This window comes from Eubacterium sp. 1001713B170207_170306_E7 (assembly GCF_015547515.1).
In the GTDB taxonomy this organism is placed as follows: Bacteria; Bacillota; Clostridia; order Eubacteriales; family Eubacteriaceae; genus Eubacterium.
In genome coordinates, this window is the sequence record NZ_JADMVE010000010.1 from 101297 (window position 1) to 123909 (window position 22613).

The 22613-nt window shown below is 44.6% G+C and carries 18 protein-coding genes and 1 CRISPR repeat array; of the genes, 14 read left to right on the plus strand and 4 right to left on the minus strand.

What is annotated here, in order from left to right; genetic code table 11:
- The first annotated feature begins 194 nt into the window (after positions 1-194).
- The 13 genes from cas6 (at position 195) to I2B62_RS18975 (ending at position 15987) form a co-directional block, all read left to right on the plus strand.
- Complete coding sequence (gene cas6, locus I2B62_RS18915) at positions 195-887, plus strand: CRISPR-associated endoribonuclease Cas6 (protein ID WP_195270588.1); 693 nt, start codon at positions 195-197, stop codon at positions 885-887.
- Between the two features lie 632 nt (positions 888-1519).
- Positions 1520-2641, plus strand: a complete 1122-nt coding sequence (locus I2B62_RS18920) for a type I-B CRISPR-associated protein Cas8b/Csh1 (RefSeq protein WP_195270589.1) — start codon at positions 1520-1522, stop codon at positions 2639-2641.
- Entirely contained in the window at positions 2634-3569 is a 936-nt protein-coding gene (locus tag I2B62_RS18925) for a type I CRISPR-associated protein Cas7 (protein ID WP_195270590.1), read from the plus strand. The genes I2B62_RS18920 and I2B62_RS18925 overlap by 8 nt, the downstream gene beginning before the upstream one ends.
- 1 nt (position 3570) lies before the next feature.
- Positions 3571-4317 (plus strand): type I-B CRISPR-associated protein Cas5b, encoded by a 747-nt coding sequence (gene cas5b, locus I2B62_RS18930; RefSeq protein WP_195270591.1) that lies wholly within the window; start codon positions 3571-3573, stop codon positions 4315-4317.
- On the plus strand, positions 4304-6886 hold the full coding sequence (gene cas3, locus I2B62_RS18935; protein WP_195270592.1) for a CRISPR-associated helicase Cas3': 2583 nt from the start codon (positions 4304-4306) through the stop codon (positions 6884-6886). The genes cas5b and cas3 overlap by 14 nt, the downstream gene beginning before the upstream one ends.
- A 10-nt stretch (positions 6887-6896) precedes the next feature.
- Positions 6897-7391, plus strand: coding sequence for a CRISPR-associated protein Cas4 (locus tag I2B62_RS18940; protein WP_195270593.1), 495 nt, complete (start codon positions 6897-6899; stop codon positions 7389-7391).
- Positions 7392-7402: 11 nt separating this feature from the next.
- The gene (gene cas1b, locus I2B62_RS18945) at positions 7403-8401 is read left to right on the plus strand and encodes a type I-B CRISPR-associated endonuclease Cas1b (RefSeq protein WP_195270594.1); all 999 of its coding nucleotides are present in this window, start codon (positions 7403-7405) and stop codon (positions 8399-8401) included.
- Positions 8398-8688 carry a CRISPR-associated endonuclease Cas2 gene (gene cas2 / locus I2B62_RS18950; protein ID WP_195270595.1) on the plus strand — a complete coding sequence of 97 codons (291 nt, stop codon included), beginning with the start codon at positions 8398-8400 and terminating at the stop codon, positions 8686-8688. The genes cas1b and cas2 overlap by 4 nt, the downstream gene beginning before the upstream one ends.
- Before the next feature lie 181 nt (positions 8689-8869).
- A CRISPR array of direct repeats spans positions 8870-9943; the repeat unit is 29 nt; unit sequence GTTGAAGGTTAACATGAGATGTATTTAAA.
- Positions 9944-10109: 166 nt separating this feature from the next.
- Entirely contained in the window at positions 10110-11297 is a 1188-nt protein-coding gene (locus I2B62_RS18955; protein WP_195270596.1) for a phosphoenolpyruvate hydrolase family protein, read from the plus strand.
- Positions 11298-11442: 145 nt separating this feature from the next.
- The gene (locus I2B62_RS18960) at positions 11443-12657 is read left to right on the plus strand and encodes a Tm-1-like ATP-binding domain-containing protein (RefSeq protein WP_195270597.1); all 1215 of its coding nucleotides are present in this window, start codon (positions 11443-11445) and stop codon (positions 12655-12657) included.
- Positions 12658-12680: 23 nt separating this feature from the next.
- The gene (locus I2B62_RS18965; RefSeq protein WP_195270598.1) at positions 12681-13511 is read left to right on the plus strand and encodes a phosphoenolpyruvate hydrolase family protein; all 831 of its coding nucleotides are present in this window, start codon (positions 12681-12683) and stop codon (positions 13509-13511) included.
- Between the two features lie 179 nt (positions 13512-13690).
- Entirely contained in the window at positions 13691-14962 is a 1272-nt protein-coding gene (locus I2B62_RS18970) for a hypothetical protein (RefSeq protein WP_195270599.1), read from the plus strand.
- Positions 14963-15114: 152 nt separating this feature from the next.
- Complete coding sequence (locus tag I2B62_RS18975; RefSeq protein ID WP_195270600.1) at positions 15115-15987, plus strand: DMT family transporter; 873 nt, start codon at positions 15115-15117, stop codon at positions 15985-15987.
- A gap of 6 nt (positions 15988-15993) precedes the next feature.
- Here the strand turns inward: I2B62_RS18975 and I2B62_RS18980 are convergent, their stop codons facing one another.
- From I2B62_RS18980 to I2B62_RS18995, 4 genes are all read right to left on the minus strand, one after another.
- Positions 15994-16563 carry a Maf family protein gene (locus I2B62_RS18980; RefSeq protein WP_195270601.1) on the minus strand — a complete coding sequence of 190 codons (570 nt, stop codon included), beginning with the start codon at positions 16561-16563 and terminating at the stop codon, positions 15994-15996.
- Positions 16564-16701: 138 nt separating this feature from the next.
- Positions 16702-17955: an ammonium transporter gene (locus I2B62_RS18985; protein WP_195270602.1), complete on the minus strand. Its 1254-nt coding sequence runs from the start codon at positions 17953-17955 to the stop codon at positions 16702-16704.
- A gap of 179 nt (positions 17956-18134) precedes the next feature.
- The gene (locus I2B62_RS18990) at positions 18135-18473 is read right to left on the minus strand and encodes a P-II family nitrogen regulator (protein ID WP_195270603.1); all 339 of its coding nucleotides are present in this window, start codon (positions 18471-18473) and stop codon (positions 18135-18137) included.
- 116 nt (positions 18474-18589) lie between these two features.
- Positions 18590-20710, minus strand: coding sequence for a glutamine synthetase III (locus I2B62_RS18995; RefSeq protein WP_195270604.1), 2121 nt, complete (start codon positions 20708-20710; stop codon positions 18590-18592).
- Positions 20711-21506: 796 nt separating this feature from the next.
- Here I2B62_RS18995 and I2B62_RS19000 point away from each other — a divergent pair.
- Positions 21507-22610 (plus strand): glutamine amidotransferase family protein, encoded by a 1104-nt coding sequence (locus I2B62_RS19000; protein WP_195270605.1) that lies wholly within the window; start codon positions 21507-21509, stop codon positions 22608-22610.
- Positions 22611-22613 lie beyond the last annotated feature (3 nt).

Genomic DNA, 22613 nt, shown 5'->3' on the forward strand with positions numbered 1-22613 from the left:
TAAAAAAATTTATTTAATTATTATATTGACTTTTGAAGAAAGTGGTAGTATTATATGTAATATAGAAAAAATATATTTTAAAGGGGAGAAAAATAAAAATAATGTGTGTTGAATTTTGTCTAAAAGTGGTTAGATAGAATAGGAATTAGCAAGAATCCAAATGATTTATAATTCTATGGAATGGGGTGGTAAATATGCAGGTTTACGAAGGACGATTAAAAGTATTTTTACTCAAGGATATTTCAATTGATGCAGTACAGGAAAAAATAAGCGCTTTGATCGACAAAGCACTGGTGCAGAATAAAGAGATGGCGGCGTTTCATCAAAAGATCAGTTATAAAAATTATTGCTTTTCTGGTTTTTATCCAGTAGAAAGCGGGAGAGTCTACAGGCAGGATAAAATTTACACCATACAGATACGGACCATTGATGAAAACTTGATGAACTATTTTCAGGAGTATCTCATCAACGCTTATACTGAAGAGATAAAGTCCCTGGCCATGACCGTAAGAAAGATCAAAAAAATTCCCATCGGCCGAGTCTACACTTTAACGCCTGTCATCCAGAAATTCGATGGCGGTTACTGGAAAGAGATTGTCACACTTGATGAATTTGAACGGAGGCTTAAGGAAAACCTGATCAAAAAATATAATCATTATACAGGCAAAAAATGTAGTGAAGACTTTGATCTTTATACCCATCTGCAATTTGACAACAAAGGTCCGATTTCCTGCCCGTATAAAGGAATTACCTTATTGGGAGACAAGCTTACTTTGCAGATTGCACAGAACCCCATGGCTCAGGAGCTGGCCTACATGGCGCTGGGCTGCGGGCTGGGGGAAAACAACGCGAGAGGAAACGGCTTCTGCGGTTATAAATACCTTTAGAAAGGGGTGATGGAATGCTTAGGGAATGTCTTGATGTTTTTAAAAAAATTTATGAAGAAAAAGGGGAAAGCCTGATTTTAGACACCTATGTTCCGGCAGAAGGGTCTTACGTTCTGGTTGATAAAGATGGAAGGATTAAAGAAATCAAAGAGCTGCCGAAACAGAAAGAGCCGCCGGTGGATTTTGAAACCTTTATTGAAAAGGATTATCTCTCTACGCTGATTGATATGAATAAGCCGATTGATAAAAGGAAGGTCATTCACAGCAATAATTATTATGCGTTCTGGGTGAAGAAGGACAACATCAAGCCAGATAAAAATGGAAAAACTAAACTGACAGATGAAATCATTGATGATTATTATGATCTTTTAAAAGTACCGGAAAAGAAGTATAAGAAAAAGGGATTGGAGCTTTATGAGGCGGTTGAGGCTGAGATCGGAAAGCCTGAGCAGGAAAAGATTGAAAAGCACAGGGATTGGATTAAAAAAAATATTTTTTCCATTGTCGAGGACAATCATTTAAAAGACGATAAAAGTTATTTGAAAATATATTTTGAGGCGGATGAAGAAGTTTACCGGAGAGAAAGCCGGCGTTATGTTATCCCAAATGTATATAACACAACAGATTACAATGTGGCAGTTGAAGAAGAAATTTTTGGATTGCCCAATGATAATATGGGGCTCAACGCTAAAAAGCCCTATCTCGAAAATAAAACCCGTAAAAATACCATGCCTTACCTGATCTCTACGGAAGAAGTGGCGCTTCAAAAGAAATTTTTCGATTATTTATATAATCAGGCATGTCTGGGAAAGAGCAATGTTTATTTAAACGAAAAAGACGGGATAATTGCCCTCGACAATGACAAAGCCATTGAACAATCCTTTAGAGGATATTATTTGCGGATACAGAAAGGGAAAGAGGTTGAAGTGCATGACTTCGATGAGATTACAGGTTATGAACCTGAAATCGAATCCATTGACTTAAAACAGTTTATCCCTATTCCGGAAAAGAATGCGACGGATTTGATATATGAAAAAATTAAAAAACTTGAAGATGTAAAAAAACTTATCAATTCAGTGTTTTTCAAAAAGTTTTTAACCACAAATTTTTTTACAGACGCAAAGGATATCCGGCTTACAGATACAAAAGTAAAGGAAGAGCTGCTAAGGTGCCGCACAGGCTATTTCAACTGGTTTTTTAAAGGAGAGTCCACTGCGGCAGAGTCTTTTTTCGCAGAGAGCTCGCTGGTATTGATCAAAAATTCGATTTTAAACAGACACATTCCAAAAGCCATTGAACAGTTCAATGTGCGGGAGTCAATATTGAATTATTTTGAAGGAGGAGAAAGAATGGAACAACCCTATGAAAAGATTTTTGAGCGCTTAAGTGAAATGATAAACAGTGAGGGCGAAAATAAAATTGAGGACGATGCAATGTATTATTATGCTGCCGGACAAATCGCTCAGTTTTTACTCTCACTGAATCAATCAAGCAAACCAACGCCAGCCCTTGTCAATCCGGTTATTAATGCAAGAACAGCACAGCAGCTGCAGGTTGTTTTAGAAAGACTCTATAAAAAATATAATTATGCCATTAAGTATCCCCAAAGAATTTCAAGATTATACGCGATGTTTTTACTGCATATTCCAGAAAGTAAAAAAATTGACAGTCAGCTGCTCATTGCGGGATATTTAGACAGAAGCTTAGTTTATGAAAAGAAAAATAAAAAAGAAGGAGAAGCAGAAAATGAATAAACGTGTTTACGGAATACTTGGAATTAAATCCATCATGGCAAATTGGAACGCCGATTTTAGCGGTATGCCAAAATCGATCTCAACCGGCGAGGTTTTTGGCAGCGACAAAGCCTTTAAATACCCAATGAAAAAAATGTGGGATGAACAGGGCGAAAAGGTTCTTTATATCAAATCCTTCAAAGCAGAAGAAGATAAAAAAGAGGGAATTAAAGTGCGCCCGCGTTCGTTAAAGGAACGCTATGAACAGATTTTCGAGGTAGAGGATCTTAAAAAAACAAATGATAATAAGGCGGTATTAACCAATCTCTTTAAAGCCATTGATGTCAAAAATTTTGGTGCGACCTTTGCGGAGGGCGGCAATAATACCTCCATCACCGGAGCGGTCCAGATTACTCAGGGTTTTAATAAGTATGACGGACATAACGTTGAGGAACAGCAGATATTGTCACCCTTCAGGGATGGTACAAAGGAAGATGCTGAACAGTCCACCCTCGGCACAAAAATCGTCAGCAACGAAGCTCACTATTTTTATGGTTTCGCCATCAACCCAACAGCCTATAAAGACTTCGTGGATATGGGCGTAACCGAAGGCTATACCGAAGCCGATTATGAAAAGTTTAAGGAAGCGGCCTTAATTGCGGCCACAGCCTTTAATACCAACGCAAAGGCAGGATGCGAAAACGAGTTTGGCCTGTTTGTGGAAACGGAAGCGGATCTGTATTTGCCGGATTTAGCGCAGTTCATCCGATTTGAAAAAACAGAGGAGTTTGAAAAAGACGTCATTACTTTGAATTTGGATACGCTGTTGAACGCCTTTGGCGACCGTATTTCATCCATTGAAATTTATTATAACCCGCTGACAACGATTCTTGAGGGAAATCTCGACAAGGCAAAAGCCTATCATATTTTCACAAAGGAAGCACTTTAAAATGAAAGCCCTGAAATTTCTGTTAAAGGGGAAGACCGCCTTTTTCAAACAGCCGGATGTCAATACTTACTGCTATTATACCTACGGCTGTATCCATAAGGTCGCCCTACTGGGAATGTTCGGCGCCATTATGGGCTTCCGCGGGTATAACGGACAGAGCAAAGAAGAAACCTATCCGGAATTTTATGAAAAGCTGAAGCATCTGAAGGTGTCCATCTGTCCGCTGAATGAAAAGGGCTATGTCCCCAAAAAAGTACAGACCTTTAACAATTCGGTGGGCTATGCGTCTAAAGAGGAGGGCGGCAATCTTATTGTTAAAGAGCAATGGCTGGAAAACCCAGGCTGGGAGATTGCTTTTCTTATTGAAGATGAGGATGCAGAAGCCTTGGCAGAAAGATTGCTGAACTACCGGTTTGCGTTCATTCCTTATCTTGGGAAAAATGATCACTCGGCACAGCTCGAGCAGGTTGAGATTACAGAGGCATTACCCGTTTCTGACCGTGGAAATTTGAAAATAAGCAGTCTTTTTCCGTCGAAAGCGGGAACACTTCAGCAGGCAGAGGGCGGCATGGCTCGGCTGCAGCTGCGGGAAGCTCCTTTTAAATACGAAGAACGGCTGCCGGTGGGACTCGAACCCGCCTGCAATCAATATGAAACTTGCCCAATGACCTTCACCAATCAGCCAGTATCCTTGGCGGATAATGCTGAAGCCTATTCTATGGGGGATAAATGCTATGTTTTTGTATGAGCATGCAGGCAGTTGTTTTGACAATACACCACTTTTTGATTTTGAAGGGCTTATCCAAAGCGATAAGCCCTTTTACGCACATATTCATAAGGATAAAGATGCGGAGCTTTTGGAGGAGCACATGCGCCTGGCTTTAGATTATTTTACGGTGCTCAACAACAGTAAACACCTGGAGCCGACATTTTTATGTTTTGAAAACACCTTTTTAAAAGGATGGCCGGAAAAAGAAACAAGGCTCTGGCGTGAAATGATCATCAATACCATTTATATGCACGATATGGGAAAAATCAATCCGAATTTTCAGGTTGACAAAATGGGGAATAAAGCCTTTAAAAGGACAGCGTCGAATAACAGCGGGCACTCCCGATTTTCTGCCATGCTCTATTTTGACCACTATTTTAAAAAACTGGGCGATATCGGGGGAGCGTACGCTGATGTGTTAATCATCTTTCTTTTATTGAATACCTTTATTATTCAAAAGCATCATGGCAGCCTCAATGATTTCAGTGATTTTTTGGAACGTCTGGATGACAGCCTCCGGCAGGAAAAAGAAGAGATCGCCGCTTATAAGGTTTTCGAGGCGATCCAGTGGCCAGTTAAACTGGATTTTGTTTTTGAGGGAAGTATTGAGGTGATTAAGAAAAAACAGGCATGGCAGTGTGTTGACTTTTATATCTACACCCGCTTCCTCTATGGTATTCTGGTCGCCTGCGATTTTTATGCAACCTCAGAATACATGAACGGCGTCCCGGTTGATGATTTTGGCGTCTTGGATGATATTGCGCCCTATCTGGATGCGTTTAACGCAGACCCCATTACAAAAAACATCCGAAAAATTAAAAAGGATCAGGCGCCGGATGGCGATATTAATATTTTAAGAAGCCAGTTGTTTTTAGAGGCAGAAGAAAATTTGCTGCAAAGCCAAGAGGAGAATGTGGTTTTTTTGGAGGCGCCCACCGGTTCTGGCAAGACCAAAACATCCATCAATCTGGCCTTGCAGCTCATAAAAAAGGATAAACAGCTCAACCGGATTTTCTATGTTTTTCCTTTTAACACCCTGGTGGAGCAGACACGTGATGCTCTGGAAGAATGCTTTGGCAAAGCGCTCAGCGAAAAAATTGGTGTCATTAACAGCATTACGCCGATCAAGAAATATGGAGAACCTACCGAAGAAGGCGAATGGGATTATACCAGCCAGACCAAAATTGATTATGAAAAGTCTCTTTTGGCCCGGCAGTTCATGCACTATCCCATTGTATTAACCACCCATGTTAAGCTTTTTGAGGGAATTTTCGGTACAGACCGGGAAGCGGTATTTCCATTGGCGCACTTAGCCAATTCCGTTATTATTCTCGATGAAATACAGAGCTATAGAAACCAGATTTGGAAGGAAATCATTATTTTTCTGAAAGCCTATGCGCGTATTCTGAATTTCAAGGTGATTATTATGTCCGCAACGCTGCCAGATCTGAACCGGCTCAGCGTTGAAAATGAAAAAGTGGCTTATCTTGTAAAAAACAGAGAAATTTATTTTCAGAATCCCCTGTTTAAAAACAGAGTAGAGCTGGATTTCTCCATGCTGGAGCTGGAACCGAAAGAAACCTTTGAGGCACTGCTTCAAAAAGTGCTTGAGGTTTCAAACACCCTCAGAAAAAATCCGGATGCTGAAAACAAAATGGTGGTCGAGTTTATCAAAAAGGCTTCAGCCATTGAGTTTTATAACCGTTTAAAGGAAGCTGTGGCGAATGATCTGGTGTCCGTTGAGCTGATGACAGGGGATGACCATAAGGCAGAGCGGAAACGGATTATCAACCAGGTGAGGACAACGGAAAATATCATACTGGTTGCCACTCAGGTCATTGAGGCAGGGGTTGATATCGATATGGATGTTGGTTTTAAAGACACCTCTATTCTGGATGCGGAGGAACAGTTTCTTGGAAGAATCAACCGTTCCTGCCGGAAAAAAGGCGCCGTTGTGTATTTTTACAATCTGGATTCGCCGGATATGATTTATCAGAAAGATATCCGGAAAACAGATAAACTGAGGCTGACCCGCGCCAACAAGGCCATGCAGGAAATTTTGATCAATAAAGAATTTACAGGGTTTTATGATCTTGTGTTAGAAGGCCTTGAGGCACAGAGCCGGAAAGAAAATGACTTAAATTTAGAGGCTTTCCGGGACAGGCACATGTGGACCTTCAATTTTCCAAAGGTGCAGGAAAGAATGCGCCTGATCGACGATAACCAGAGGAAGGTAGCGCTGTTTTTGAATACGGTGGTCACTGGAGAAGACGGCGAAGTCCTTATCGGAAACGAGGTATGGAAAGACTATGAGGTATTACTGCAGGATGCGGGAATGTCTTATGCTGAAAAACGCGTCCGTTTATCAGAAGTGCAGGCAAAGATGGACTACTTTATCTATGAGATTGACAAAAGCTTTGCTGACAGCTGTGCGCTGTGCCCTGACGAGCTTCTGGGTGAGCTGTACTATTTTGAGGATGGTGCGCGGTTCTTTGAAAACGGAAAATTCAGCCGTGAAAAATTAAAGCGTGAAAGCGACTTTTTATGAGGAAAAGAAGATGAAGGTAAACGGAACCCTGGTCAATTATTATTTTCATTGCAAGCGGCAGTGCTGGCTGCATGGAAACCGGATCAATCTGGAAAGTAACAGTGAAAATGTAAAAATTGGAAAAGCCCTTCACGAGATAAGAGCAGAGGAAAATGAGTCGACAGAAATCGGCATTGAAAATATCCGACTGGATAAGATCACAAAGGATTATCTGGTTGAGATTAAAAAATCGGACGCTGATTATGAAGCCGTCAAATGGCAGGTGTTGTTTTATTTAAAGATTCTGAAGGATAAGGGAATCGAGCGCAGAGGGAAAATCGAATTTATAGAAAAGAAAAAGTCTGAGCGGAAAATCTATTATGAGGACTTAACCGAGGCGCGTGAAAAAGAATTGGAAGAAGTGGTCTGCGCCATTGAAACACTTCTGAAAAAACCTTTCCCGCCTGAGCGGGAGACGGATAAAAAATGTCGCTCGTGCGCGTATTTTGACTACTGTGTTTTATAGGAGAAGATGGAATGGGAACAACGAAGTATTTAACCTCCATGGGTGAGCTGAACCGTAAGGATAACTCGCTGTGTTTTCGGGTGGGAGGCCGTAACAAGTATATTCCAGTTGAGCAGGTTAGTGAGATTTATTGTATGTCCGAAATATCACTGAACACCAAGCTATTGGATTTTCTGGCAAAGAATGAGATCATCGTCCATTTTTTTAACTATTATGGCGGTTACAGTGGCACCTTTTATCCTAAAGAGCATCTGGTCAGCGGACGGCTGCTCATCGCGCAGGTAAAGGCTTTTGAAAGTCGGCGCCTGGGTATTGCGAAAGCCATTGTGAGTGGTATTGGAAAAAATCTCGATGCGCTGCTGTATCATTATTACAAGCATGATAAAAAGGACGTTAAGTCCACCATTGACTGGATCAGACATGACCTGCCCGACAAGCTCGAAAAAGCAGAAGATATCAGGCAGATTTTACAGGCTGAGGGTGAAGCGTGGCAGCGGTTTTACAGCAGCTTTCAGTATTTTCTGCCGGAAGATTTTATTATGAATAAACGGGTCAAGCGGCCGCCGGATAATCCGATCAACGCGCTGATCTCTTTTGGAAACAGTCTGCTGTACAGCAAAACAGTGTCGGTTATTTATCAGACCCATCTTGACCAGCGGATCAGTTTTCTCCATGAGCCTTCAGAGGGGCGGTTTTCCCTGAGTCTGGATTTATGCGAGGTTTTCAAACCGGCCATTGTTTTTAAAACGATTTTTGATGCGGTTAATAACCGAAAACTGCAGGTGGATAAGCATTTTGAGAAAAAACTGAATTATTGTATTTTGAATGAGGAAGGCCGGAAAATTTTTATTACAGCCTTTGAAGCCCGTCTGGACAGTGTGTTTGAACACCCAAAACTCAAACGAAAGACAAGCTATCGTACCGCGTTAAAGCTGGATTGCTATAAGCTGATCAAAGATATTCTTGAAGAAAAATCCTTTGTTCCTTTTAATATGGGAGAAAAGCAATGAGTACAAATAAAAATTTTAATTACAACTATGCTTTTGTATTTTACGATGTCAATGAAAAGCGTGTGGCCAAGGTTTTTAAAATTTGCAAGAAATATCTCGTGCATTATCAGAAATCCGTATTTAGAGGAGACATAACCCCATCAAAATTAATTGCCCTGAAAAACGAATTGAAAAAAATCATTATCGAAGATGAAGATTTCGTCTGTATTGTAAAATTGCTGAACGGAAATGTCTTTGGAGAAGAAGTCATGGGTATTTGCGAATCTTCAGAAGACCTCTTCCTGTAATTCGGTTTTACCAGCCGCGAAAAAATTTAGAGGGCCAAAAGCCTTTTAAAATAAATCGTTTGAGCGCTGTTTGAGAGGAAAGCTGACAAAAGTTCGTGCGGTTGGTAAATTTATTATGAAATGGCTTGAAAGCAAAGGCCTCAGAGAATATAAATAGAGGAAGGATGGCTTGTTTGCTATCGTTGAAGGTTAACATGAGATGTATTTAAAATAGGCTTCCATATACCGGACGCTGTCCTTACTGTCGTTGAAGGTTAACATGAGATGTATTTAAAACACGGCTGTCCCCCACGGATATTTCAAGTTCGGATGTTGAAGGTTAACATGAGATGTATTTAAAAGAGCCATACGCGAGATTTAATTGATGGTGTGAGAGAGTTGAAGGTTAACATGAGATGTATTTAAAAGGTCCAGGTCTACCACCAGATCACCAGGCAGCATAGTTGAAGGTTAACATGAGATGTATTTAAAAAACTGAATTTGCTCAACGAATTGGATTAAGCCAATGTTGAAGGTTAACATGAGATGTATTTAAAATCCAGAACTTCATGGCCTGCCGATTGCTGTTGCCGTTGAAGGTTAACATGAGATGTATTTAAAACGGATTGACAAGGGCTGGCGTTGGTTTGCTTGATGTTGAAGGTTAACATGAGATGTATTTAAAATCCATTAAAAAAATCGGTGATGTAGAGCTGACCCGAAGTTGAAGGTTAACATGAGATGTATTTAAAATTCTGCGCTGCGGCCTGCTGTCCACTTTCAGCGCCGGTTGAAGGTTAACATGAGATGTATTTAAAAATTATTTACATATAGAACTTTCGTTCTTTTAATGCGTTGAAGGTTAACATGAGATGTATTTAAAAGCGATTCAATGTTTTTCTTGTTGGTGCGCTCTGTTTGTTGAAGGTTAACATGAGATGTATTTAAAATCTATTAATACCCCATTATATTTATTAGACACTCCTTGTTGAAGGTTAACATGAGATGTATTTAAAAAAATGGGCACGTTCAAACTTTTTCTTGATGGTGGAGTTGAAGGTTAACATGAGATGTATTTAAATCGCGCTTGTCCGGGCAGAATGGTTATAACGTCGTGGTTGAAGGTTAACATGAGATGTATTTAAATGGAGTTATCAAACGAGCGGTTCCGTCAATATTGGGTTGAAGGTTAACATGAGATGTATTTAAATTAAGCAGTCCAATTAACATATCCATTCTCTGATAAGTTGAAGTTTAACATAAGATGCCTTTAATATTGATATTTTGATATTTTAACAGGTCTAATACTTTTCAGTTTTTTAGATTTTCAATGTTGTTATGCCAGATGTTGCGGATCAGCTTTTTAATAACCGGAGGCAGCGGCTCAGGTTGATTTTAAGCATCTTGTTAGATAATGGTTAAAAAGATAAGGAGGGAAGTGCATGCTTTCGAGGGAAGCTTTTCTGGAGAGGTTGAGAGAGGAAATTGAGGCAAAAAACCATTTGATTGCAGTGGCGTCTGGGACAGGACTGACGGCGAAGTATGCCATTCAGGGCGGCGCTGATTTTCTTCTGGCACTAAACTCCGGTATTTTTCGTGGAATGGGGCGCGGATCTCTCGGCGGACTTTTACCTTATGCCAACAGCAATGATATGGTTTATGAGTTTGGGGTGCGGGAACTTATCCCGCTGGTAGGCGATTTTCCAGTGGTCTTTGGTCTCAATGCCACAGATCCTACAAGGAATATGCCGGCTTATCTGGATAAAATACAGCAAAGTGGTTTCATCGGCATTAACAATTATCCAACCATTGGCCTCATTGACGGCAAATTCAGGGAGGCGCTGGAGGAAAATGGCAGCGCCTTTGAGCAGGAGGTAGAGATCTTTCGCATGGCCCATGAACGGAAAATGGTGACAGTTGCCTTTGTATTTGATGAAAGGCAGGCGGCTGCCATGCTGGATGCCGGGACGGATATCCTTTGTGTCCATCTTGGCCTTACCCAGGGCGGTATGCTGGGGGCAGCCAAAGCACTGTCCCTGGTGGCCAGTAAGGATCGTATTGAGGCGATTTATGCGCTTTGTGACCAGCGGCGCCCCGAGGTTATCAAGATGCTTTATGGGGGGCCGGTTAAAACGCCGGTGGATGTACAGTATATGTACCAAAATACCAGTGCTCACGGCTATATCGGTGGTTCGGCCTTTGACCGGATTCCCACAGAAAAGTCGCTCATGAACATTACCAAGGCCTTTAAGACGACCGATGATGTCGACGAGGGTGACCTGATGTCTAAAATGCTTAACGGTATCACCAAATATTATGATTATACGGGCTTCGTAAAGGAATATGTCAAGGAAAATTATATGAATGAAATTTCTTTTTTGGATCTGGCAAAGGTCTGCCATGTGTCCAGGAGCCATCTGAGTTCACTGTTTAAAAAAGAGGTGGGGTGCAGCTTTCCAGAGTATCTGGTCAACTTTAGAATTCATAAAGCTGCTAAGCTGTTGAAGGAGGAAAACTTAAGGGTTTCTGAAGCAGCGGAACTGGTTGGCTATCAAGATGTAGCCCATTTCAGCAAAATGTTCAAGAAATACATGGGAGTTTCACCGAAAACGGTTAAACATCAGACATAAACACAAATCGGAAAGACATAAGCACATGTACTTTGTAAAGGATTGGCAGTATCATATAAGTACACCGGATAATACAGATGCCCGTTATTGGGAGACAACGGCTGTCTGAAAATCATCTGGAATCTTTTACAGGGGGTAAATGCATTTGAAGACAATCGCAATTGCAGGAACATTTGATTCTAAGGGTCATGAGTATGCGTATGTCAAGGATTTGATCGAAAGCCTTGGACTGAACACGCTGACCATTAACACTGGGGTTTTTGAACCGGTATTTGAAGCAGATGTTTCCAACGAGGAAGTCGCGAGAGCGGCGGGGGCAGACATAAAGGAAATTGCAGCGAAGGGCGACCGTGCTTATGCGACAGAGATTTTATCAAAGGGAATGGAAATACTTATTCCGAAACTCTACCAGGAAGGTAAGTTTGACGGAATCATTTCCTTTGGCGGAAGCGGCGGCACCTCTCTGGTAACACCGGGGATGCGTAAGCTGCCCATCGGCGTTCCCAAGGTAATGGTATCAACCATGGCCTCCGGCGATGTATCCAATTATGTCGGCACCAGCGATATTGTCATGATGCCGTCTGTTGTGGATGTGGCGGGCTTAAACTCCATCTCCACCAAAATTTTTGCCAACGCGGCGTTTGCCATTGCAGGAATGGTAAAATTTGAAGATACGCATGTGATCGAGAAAAAACCACTGGTGGCAGCCACGATGTTTGGCGTTACCACCCCTTGCCTCACAGCAGCCCAGGAATACCTGGAGGCAAGAGGCTACGAAGTACTGATTTTCCACGCGACCGGTACGGGCGGACAGTCGATGGAAGCGTTGGTGGATGGCGGCTTTATCGAGGGCGTCCTGGACATTACAACAACGGAATGGGCCGACGAGCTGGTTGGCGGCATTTTGGCCGCGGGACCGCACCGTCTGGAAGCAGCCGGTAAAATGGGCATTCCACAGGTGGTTTCAGTCGGCGCAGTGGATATGGTTAACTTTGGACCAATGGAATCGGTTCCTGAAAAATTCAAGGGACGCAATCTGTACAAGCACAATCCGATGATTACCCTTATGCGGACGACCGCCTTAGAAAATAAAGAAATCGGCCATGTGATTGCTGAAAAGCTGAGCGCTGCCAAAGGGCCGGCAACCATTATGCTGCCGCTTAAGGGCGTATCAGGTATTGACGCTGAGGGTGAACCCTTCTATGGACCAGAAGAGGATAAAGTGCTCTTTGACACCATTCGCAGCGAGGTTAACCGTGATGTGGTAGATCTGGAAGAATTTGACCTGCACGTCAATGATAAGGAATTTGCGGAAGCGGCAGCTCAGAAATTAATCGATTTAATGCAGGCTGCCAAATAAATAATATTTAAAGGAGAACCATCATGAATCAACAGACAAGAGCGGAAATCGTTAAAATGTACAAGGAACAGAGAGCAAAAGGCGATATTTTAGTAGGGGTCGGCGCAGGTACGGGCATCACCGCTAAAAGCAGCGAACGCGGCGGCGCAGACATGCTGATTATCTATAATTCTGGCCGTTACAGAATGGCTGGCCGCGGCTCTTTGGCGGGCTTACTTTCCTATGGAGATGCAAACCAGATCGTTGTTGAAATGGCATCCGAGGTACTGCCCGTTGTCAAGGATACACCCGTACTCGCAGGCGTCTGCGGCACAGACCCTTTCCGCGTTATGGATGTTTTCTTAAAAGAGTTAAAAGACATGGGCTTCAGTGGTGTTCAGAATTTTCCGACCGTTGGTCTGATCGACGGCGTTTTCAGACAAAATCTGGAAGAAACAGATATGGGCTATGATCTGGAAGTTGAAATGATCCGCAAAGCGCACGAGCTTGAGCTTTTAACCACACCTTATGTTTTTGACCCGGATCAGGCGCGCAAGATGGCAGAAGCCGGCGCAGATATTTTAGTCGCTCACATGGGCCTGACCACCAAGGGAACCATTGGCGCAAAAACCGCGCTAACTTTGGATGACTGTGTTGTAAAAGTACGTGATATCATGGAAGCCGGCCGCGAGGTCAATCCGGATATCATGGTTATCTGCCACGGCGGTCCGATTGCAGAACCGGAAGATGCAAAATACGTTCTTGATCGTATCGACGGTATCGACGGATTCTTCGGCGCTTCCAGCATCGAACGTTTCGCGGCGGAAAAAGGCATTACAGCTCAGACAGAAGCCTTCAAAGAAATCAAAAAATAAACATTGAACGGGATCTCTTTTGGGGACTATAAGAGATTTTTGACCCGGCAGCCAGCATGGGCTGCCGGGTTTCTTAATTTTACCAAAAGAGTTTCATTATTACTGAAATCGGCTGTGACTTTCACTCGTTTTAGGGTACAATAAAGTTAATTGAATTCTATAAAAGGGGGAATGCGATTTTGAAGAAAAAGTCCATGGCAACCACTGTTGCTGTCATGTCTGTCATTGCTTTGTTTGTCTTTGGCTGCGTGCAGTATGTTAGCGCCAATGATACCAATGAACCGGTCGTTGCCGCTGATGGGTCTGTGACCCTGACCAGCAATGAGAAGATTCAGGGCGATATGACCATTAGGGAGGGAAGTGCGGAAGGTGATATTTATGTCCGCAATACTCAGGTGGACGGAGACATTTTCGTTATTCCCGATGCGGACAGCAAAACCGTCCATCTGGAAAACACCAGTTTCCAGGATCTTATCGTCAATAAAACCGGCACCATTGTGACGATTGACAAAGCATCTCAGGGTAACAGCTTTTGTGTCAGCAGTCCGGCAGCAGCTGAGATCGGCGGCAAAATACCTGACGTTAAGGTTTCACAGGTGGCCGGCGGCAGTAATCTCACCATTACACCGGATGCCGGCGTTGACCAGATGGTCATTGACGGACAGCAGACAGAGGTTACCATTAACAGCAGTATGAAAAAGGTCGTGGTCAGTCCAGGAGCCGCAGGCTGCCGGCTGAACATTAACGCCCCGGTAGAAACCCTCGATTTGAACGCCAGGGTTGATGCCACAGTGGGCGCAAATATCCAGACCATGCTGCTGACTGGCAGCGCAAAGGGAAGCAGTGTTACCCTGGCCAACGGCGCTGTTATTGATAATTTTGCCTCCGAGGCACAGATGACCCTTGGAGGAGACGGCAGCATTAATACCATGTATGTCAATTCACCTGCCAACATTACTGGTAGCGTGGCAACTGGAAAAATTAATGTGTTGAACCATCCAATCGAACGCAAGGCAGAAGGCAACGCCATCAATATGGACCCTAACGCCAGCCCGTTCCAGATGTCCCAGCCACCGCTGCCGATGATCACACAGTCTCTGGAACAGCCCGAAAACCGTAAAGAAGAACCATCTTCGGCTTCCCAGAGCACAGAAACCGCTGCGCCAGTACAGGAAGTCACTGCCGCTCCTGAACAAAGCGTAACACCGGAAGCACCAGAAACACCGGTGGTAACGCCAGTACCCGAGCCCGAACCGACACCTGCACCGACGCCTGAACCTGCACCGGAGCCAGTACCCGAGCCTGAGCCAACACCGGAGCCAGCGCCAGTACCGGAGCCTGAACCTGAGCCTGATCCAATTCCGGATCAGACACCGAGCAGTGATGAGTCAGAAGTGGCTCCGCAGCCCACTGCCGTGGTTTTAGAAGCGGAGGACGCTACTGTCAGTTAAGTCTCTTTATTAAAAAATAAAAGCCAGCTTTGATCACCACGATCCTAGCTGGTTTTTTATTTTGAAGAATTGCTTGACGAATTGTCCCGAAAGGCTTAGACTGGGTAGTACTTACCTAAAATGAAAAAGGCAAGGCGGAAAATGGTGTATTGATGAGAAACTCGAAAAATTTTATATACGGAAGCTTTATTATTTTGCAGTGTATGTTCTGGGGACTTGGGAATCCGGTCGCTAAAATAGGGTTGGAAACCATCAGCCCCTTTTATTGTCTTGCGCTGCGTTTTTTGCTGGCTTTCATAGTGTTTTACGGCCTTTTTTACAAAAAGATCAAAGCACAGATCAATAAAAATAATGTTAAGGACGCGGTAGTTATCAGTATTTTTAATGCCGCAGCCTTTATTTTTTCAACGCTGGCGCTCATGTACAGCAGTGCGACCATCGCGGGTTTTTTGATGGCCCTGGCGGTCATTTTCACTCCGTTTATGTCTTTTGTTGTCCTGGGTAAAAAATTCAGAAAACGCACGCTTCTGTTTGTCGGACTGGTCGTGCTGGGCCTGTATTTTTTATGTGGAAGCCAGGGGAGCTTCAGCTTTGGAGTGGGTGAAGTACTGGCGTTGCTCAGTTCTGTTTCCTATGCGGCCAATATTACCTACAGCTCAAAGCATGTGACCAATATTGGACCAGAGGTTTTATCAACCATTCAGGCCGGTGTGGCGGCGGCGATCTGTTTCTTTTTTGCCTTTCTTCTGGAGGATGGACAAATGCTGGGGCAGGTCGGCCCTGCCGGATGGTTTGCGGTGGTGTATCTGGCTCTTGGCTGCACCGTGATAGCCTATCTGCTTCAAAACGTTGCGCTCAAGCATTTGTCCGCTGTTTTTGTATCGCTGGCCCTTTGCTCAGAACCCATTTTTACCGCCTTCTTTTCATTCTTTTTACTGGGTGAACGTCTTACACTCAGCGGCGGTTTTGGGGCGGCTCTGGTTATGGCAAGCATTGTCCTTGCCTCGCTTTTTAACGGTGAGTGAAACGCCTTATTTTATCTGCGCCTCAAAGCTGTTGAGCTCCCGCACCAGGCGGCTGATGGGCAGGCCAACTACGTTGTAATAATCACCGGCGATCTTTTCTACAAGCAGTGCGCCTTTTCCCTGAATACCGTAAGCGCCGGCTTTGTCCATGGGTTCTCCAGTGGCAATATATGTCCGGATTTCGCTCTCTGACAGGGGAAAAAAGGTGACGTCGGTACGTGTGCAGAAGGCATTGCGCGCGCCGGATTTGGTGTAAATACAGACGCCCGTAAACACCTGATGCGTTTTGCCGGAAAGGGCGGAGAGTATCTCAAAGGCTTCTGATTCGCTGGCAGGTTTGCCGTAGATACGTTTACCAGCGGCCACAATGGTGTCAGCGCCGATGATCAGGGCGTCGGGGAACTGTTCGGCGGCCAGCTGGGCCTTTCTGGAGGCCAGCATCATGACAGCGCCCTCAGGCGGCGTACAACAGGTAATGGTTTCGTCGGCGTTCACTGGACGGGCCTCAAAGGGAATTCCGGCCATTGTCATGAGCTCCCTGCGCCGTGGAGACGCCGAGGCGAGTATGATGTTCATAAAAAACTCCTTTATATCTGGGTGTGGGTTAGCCTTATTATATGCCCTGTCATATAAAAAAACAAGCCTCCTGACTGAAGGCAGAGAAGCTTGTTGAAGGAGAGCAAATTTATGGTGGCTTTTCAGAAGGGCTCACGCTTATTGGATTCTGCTTACGAAGTCCGCATAGGCTTCGCATCCATGCTCGTGAACGTCAAGACCTTCAATTTCGACCACACGCGGTACCCGGAGACCGTGGAATTTCTTAATGATGAAAAACATCACGCCAGAGGTAACCAGAGACCAGGCGGCCACGGCGATGATTCCCAGAAGCTGTACGCCCAGCAGGGATGCGCCGCCGCCATAGAGCAGCCCGGTGACGGCATCCTCGGTGCCGGGCGCGTAGTTGGCCAGAAGCCCAACCAGCATTGTACCCATGACACCGCAGCCCCCGTGGACACTGATCGCACCGACAGGATCGTCAATTTTAAGCTTGGCGTCAATAAAAGGTACCAGGAGAGCGACCGTGATCCCACAGACCAGACCGACAAGGAGCGAGCCCCATAAGGTAATGACCTGACAGCCGGCGGTGATGCCCACCAGTCCGGCCAGCACACCATTAAGGGTCATGGAAACATCGGGCTTGCCGTAGCGGATCCAGGTAAAGAACATAACAGTCAGGCCGCCCACACAGGCAGCCAGATTGGTGGTCATGGCAATATGACCAATATCACCGTTAACCGCCAGAGTCGAGCCGCAGTTAAAACCAAACCATGCAAACCAAAGGATAAACACACCCAGAGCGCCTAAGGTAAGGGAATGCCCTGGAATCGCGTTTGCGGAGCCATCCTTATTATATTTACCGATACGCGGGCCGACCATGATGGCGCCCATCAGGCCAACCCAGCCGCCCACGGAGTGAACCGCGGTAGAACCGGCAAAGTCGATAAAGCCCATCTGAGCTAACCAGCCGCCGCCCCAGATCCAGTGGCCTGAGATTGGATAAATAACCAGACTGACAAAGGCTGAGCAGATGCAGTAAGCAGTGAACTTTGTCCTGCCGGCAACCGCGCCGGATACGATGGTGGCAGCAGTGGCACAGAAGACGGTCTGGAAAAAAATGAAAAGTTCGGGTGTTACCGCGTCAAACTGTGACAGGGAGAGGGCGGTCGGGTTGAAAAAACCAGAGGTGCCAATCAAAGCACCCTCGCCGCCAAACATTACGGCGAAGCCGACACAAAGAAACAAGACAGAACCGATCATAAAATCGACGAAATTTTTCATGATAATATTACCAGCATTTTTAGCACGGGTAAAGCCGGTTTCCACCATGGCAAAGCCTGGCTGCATGAACATTACAAGACATGCGGCAAGGAAAACCCATACAATATCTGCTAATTGTTGCATTTCCATAATAATACCTCTTTCTGAATAAAAAAATAAGGGATCGGTTTTGATTTTTATAGCATGTGTAAAAATCAAAATCTATCCCCGTTGATAAATAATTGCTTGAATATTAAATTGTTATAAGTGCGTTTTAAATGTGATTTTTTACTGTAAATAGGAAAATGTAAGATTGCAGCGGTCTGGCGTCAGAGCGCATTTGATCCGGTTTCACCGGTACGGATACGGATAACGTCAGCGACGTCGTAAACAAATATTTTGCCGCCGCCGATTTCATCGGTTGTAAGACGGTCGGTTACCAGCTTGATGATAATATCGGCGGTTTCATCGTCGGTGATGGTTTCAACCTTGATTTTTGGCAGAAAGTTTACAGTATAGGATGTGCCGCGGTAGGATTTTTTAAAGCCTTTCTGGTTGCCATAGCCCATGATGTTGGTAATCATCATTCCCTGGACGTCGCAGGTGTTCAAAAGGTCTTTTAAATCTTCCAGCATATCCGGTTTGATAACAATCTCTAATTTTTTCATAAGAACCTCCTTATAGATTTTATAATAAAAAAGAGGAGGCCGTCTCTGGATAGTTTTCCAGAATAACGGACTCCTCTTTGAGCCGATTAAGAAATGCTTATATCATAAAATGGTTATTATACATAGAAGAGCAGGTCTTCATAAATTGGATATGGCCAGTATTTTTCACCGACCATGGTTTCCAGCTCGTCTGCGGTTACACGAAGGCTTTCCATGGCTTCAAGAACCTTGCTCTGATAGAAGCGTGCCTGTTTCTGAACGTCTTCAATACCTTGAGCTTCAATGACTGTTTTGTCGAGAATTTCCACTTTTTTAACCAGAGAGCCGGATAATTTGGAAATGCTTTCAAGCATAGTCTCCTCGGCGGTGGCGTCGATAAAGTCACCGAGCGCTTTTTTCTGGCTTAAAATACCTGTCAGTTCTTTGGTGTAGTCCAGAACTGCTGGAAGAATCTCGCGTTTCGCCATGCTCAGCATGGTCAGCGCTTCAATGTTGATGGTTTTGCTGTAATCTTCAAAATGGATTTCCTGACGGGCGTCCAGCTCGCCGTGGGTGTAGATGCCGTGTTTGTCAAACAGTTCAACATTTTTCGGTTCACAGTAGGTTGCGAATGCGTCCGGGGTAGCCTTTAGGTTTGGTAAGCCACGGCGCGCTGCTTCTTCTACCCACTCCTCAGAATAGTTGTTGCCGTTGAAGACAACACGCTTATGTTCCTTAAGGGATGCTCTTAGCAGGTCAATCAGTGCGGTTTCAAAATCGTCCGCAGCTTCCAGTTTATCAGCAAATTCACTGAGAACTTCGGCCACCATGGTGTTGAGCGCGATGTTCGGGCCGGCGATGGACTGGTTTGAGCCCAGCATTCTGAATTCAAATTTATTACCGGTAAAGGCAAAGGGTGAGGTACGGTTACGGTCGGTTGCGTCGACGATGAAGTTTGGCACTGCGTCTACGCCCAGATCCATAACCAGATCCTTGGCTTCTTCTACCGGCTTGCCGGTTTCGAGTGACTTGAGCGCTGGTGTCAGCTGGTCGCCCAGGAAGATGGATACAATGGCTGGCGGGGCTTCATTTGCACCGAGGCGGTGGTCGTTGCCGGCGCTGGCAACCGTACAGCGCAGTAATTCAGGATAACGGTCGACCGCTTCGATAACTGCGACCAGGAAGGTTAAAAACTGCAGGTTTTCGGAGGGTGTTTTACCAGGATTCAGCAGATTTTCTCCAGTGTCGGTACTTAAGGCCCAGTTATTATGTTTACCGGAGCCGTTGACGCCGGCAAAGGGTTTTTCATGAAGCAGACACTGCAGGTCGTGTCTGAAGGCTACCCGCTGCAGGGTTTCCATGATCAGCTGGTTATTGTCTGTAGCCAGGTTTGAGGTTGAGAAAACCGGAGCCAGCTCATGCTGTGCCGGGGCAACCTCATTGTGTCGGGTTTTTGAGGGAATACCGAGCTCCCATAATTCACGGTCAACATCGCGCATAAAGTGGCAGACACGTCCGCGGATACGGCCGAAGTAGTGGTCTTCCTTTTCCTGGCCTTTCGGCGCTTTTGAGCCGAACAGGGTTCTGCCAGTGAGGATTAAGTCCTTGCGCTTCTTGTACATATCTCTTTCGATCAGGAAATATTCCTGCTCAGCGCCGACAGTGGTCGTAACCTTTTTAACATCCGTCTTACCAAAGAGTCTGAGAATACGGATGGCTTCGTCACTGATGACCTTCATGGATCTTAAAAGCGGTGTTTTCTTATCCAGAATCTCACCGGAGTAGGAAATAAAGGTGGTTGGAATATATAGGGTGGTTCCTTTTACAAAAGCAAAGGAGGTTGGGTCCCACGCGGTATAGCCTCTTGCTTCAAAGGTCGCGCGAAGGCCGCCTGAAGGGAAAGAGGAAGCATCTGGTTCACCCTTGATCAGCTCTTTGCCGGAGAATTCCATGATGACCTTGCCCTCTTCAGTCGGGCTGATAAAAGCGTCGTGTTTTTCAGCGGTGATACCGGTCATAGGCTGGAACCAGTGGGTGAAGTGGGTAGCGCCCTGTTCCAAGGCCCAGTCCTTCATGGCGTTGGCAACCACCTCCGCCACATTTTCATCCAGCGGTGTATCCTCTTTAATGGTACTCATCATGGATTTGTAAATGTGCTTTGGCAGACGCTTACGCATTACCGTAATATTAAACACTTTTGAACCGAAAAGATCGATAACATCATTTTTACAATCTTTTACTTCTAACTCTTCAGACATAACAGCCTCCTAAATATAGATAATATGATTTTATTTTTTCTACGTATGATAATGATACATGGGGTCGATTATAATGTAAAGGGAAAGATGAACCGGACAGAGGAAAGGGAGATTCCCCTGCGCGGTTATCATTCCATAAGGAGCGGAGAAATTGAGGAGTTTCTCCGCTTATTAATTAAGGTATCCTGAGGAACTTATAAACAGTTAGTTTAAGGAAGCATTTGTCGTCGATAAAATAGATGCAACTGCCCGTGGAAGAAAGATACCATAATTAACTTTTTAAACTTAAGAAGAAAGATAATAAAAAAAGGCGCTATTAAAAGTGCGAAAACACTCTCAACAGCACCATTGCTATCTTCAATTGCGGAATGTTGTTTCCGCGTTTCTCTCAAGTTGTGATGTCATTATAGACCAATTCCGGAGGCTTGTAAAGGGGTTTTTCAAGAAAAATGCGATGAAATGGTTATCAGAATTACATCAAATTTACAAAAGCACATTGTATACATTCTGCAATCCTTGTCAGACTTTTTTTAATTGAACTTGTATACAATCTATGATATAAATAATAAAAATAAATAAGTACTCAATTAAGAACAATGGCGTTCGAACCGTACAGGACCAAAACAAGTTGTGTATGCCGCATATTAAGGATAACACTGGCGTTATCCGTTATGGCATATACCGGCTGGAAGATAATTTTTGCAGTTTTGGTCTGGGCTTGGTTCGTCATGTTCTTTTTTTATTGTTTTAATCAGAGACAATGCAGTACTCAATTTATGCAAAGAAGGAGAGAGCTATGTTAAAAAAAGAAGGACAAGTCAGAATTCCAAGCGGTTGTGCGATCTCGGGAATCATCCATAAAAAGGGAAAGCCCACGATTAACGGCAGTCAGATTGTGGATTCCATCGCGGTGATGCACGACCGGTCCAACGGTCTGGGCGGCGGCTTCGCAGGGTATGGGATTTACCCTGAATACGCAGATTCCTACGCATTCCATGTCTTTTATGACGACTTCAAAGCCAGACAGGAAACCGAGCGTTATCTGGATAAATACTTTGATGTGGTTAACCTGAGCCGGATACCGGTGCGTAAAAATAAAAACATCAAGGACGAGCCTTTGATATGGCGCTATTTCGTCGATCCCATCTTCACCAAGATACAGGAGGAAAAAGGGGAAATCGATGAGGAAAAGTTTATCGTTGATACGGTGTTCTACATTAATACCTACATCGACGGCGCCTATATCTTTTCAAGCGGAAAGAACATGGGCGTTTTTAAAGCGGTCGGCTTTCCTGAGGATGTCGGTGATTTTTACAAGCTTGAGGAATACGACGGCTATTGCTGGACTGCCCATGGCCGTTATCCGACCAATACGCCAGGCTGGTGGGGAGGCGCCCATCCCTTTGCTCTTCTGGACTACTCGGTGGTGCACAATGGGGAAATTTCCTCCTACGACGCAAACCGCCGTTTTATTGAAATGTTTGATTATAAATGTACACTCCTGACTGACACCGAGGTCATTACCTATATTATTGATTTCCTGAACCGTAAACAGGTCTTTGATTTTGAGGATATTGCCAGCATCATCGCCGCGCCCTTCTGGGAGGAAATTGAAAAGCTGGCGCCGGATAAGGCCAAACGTTTTAAAACCCTGCGCAATACCTTTGCCAGTTTGCTGATAACCGGCCCCTTTTCCATCATGTGCGGCTTTACCGACGGCCTGATGGCCTTAAATGACCGGCTCAAGCTGCGTTCGATGGTAGCCGGAGAAAAGGACGATGTGGTCTATATTGCCAGTGAGGAAAGCGCCATCCGCGCGGTGTGTCCGGATGTGGGCAATATCTGGGCGCCAAAGGGCGGTGAGCCTATCATTGTTCGAGTAAACCGGGAAGGAGAATAAACA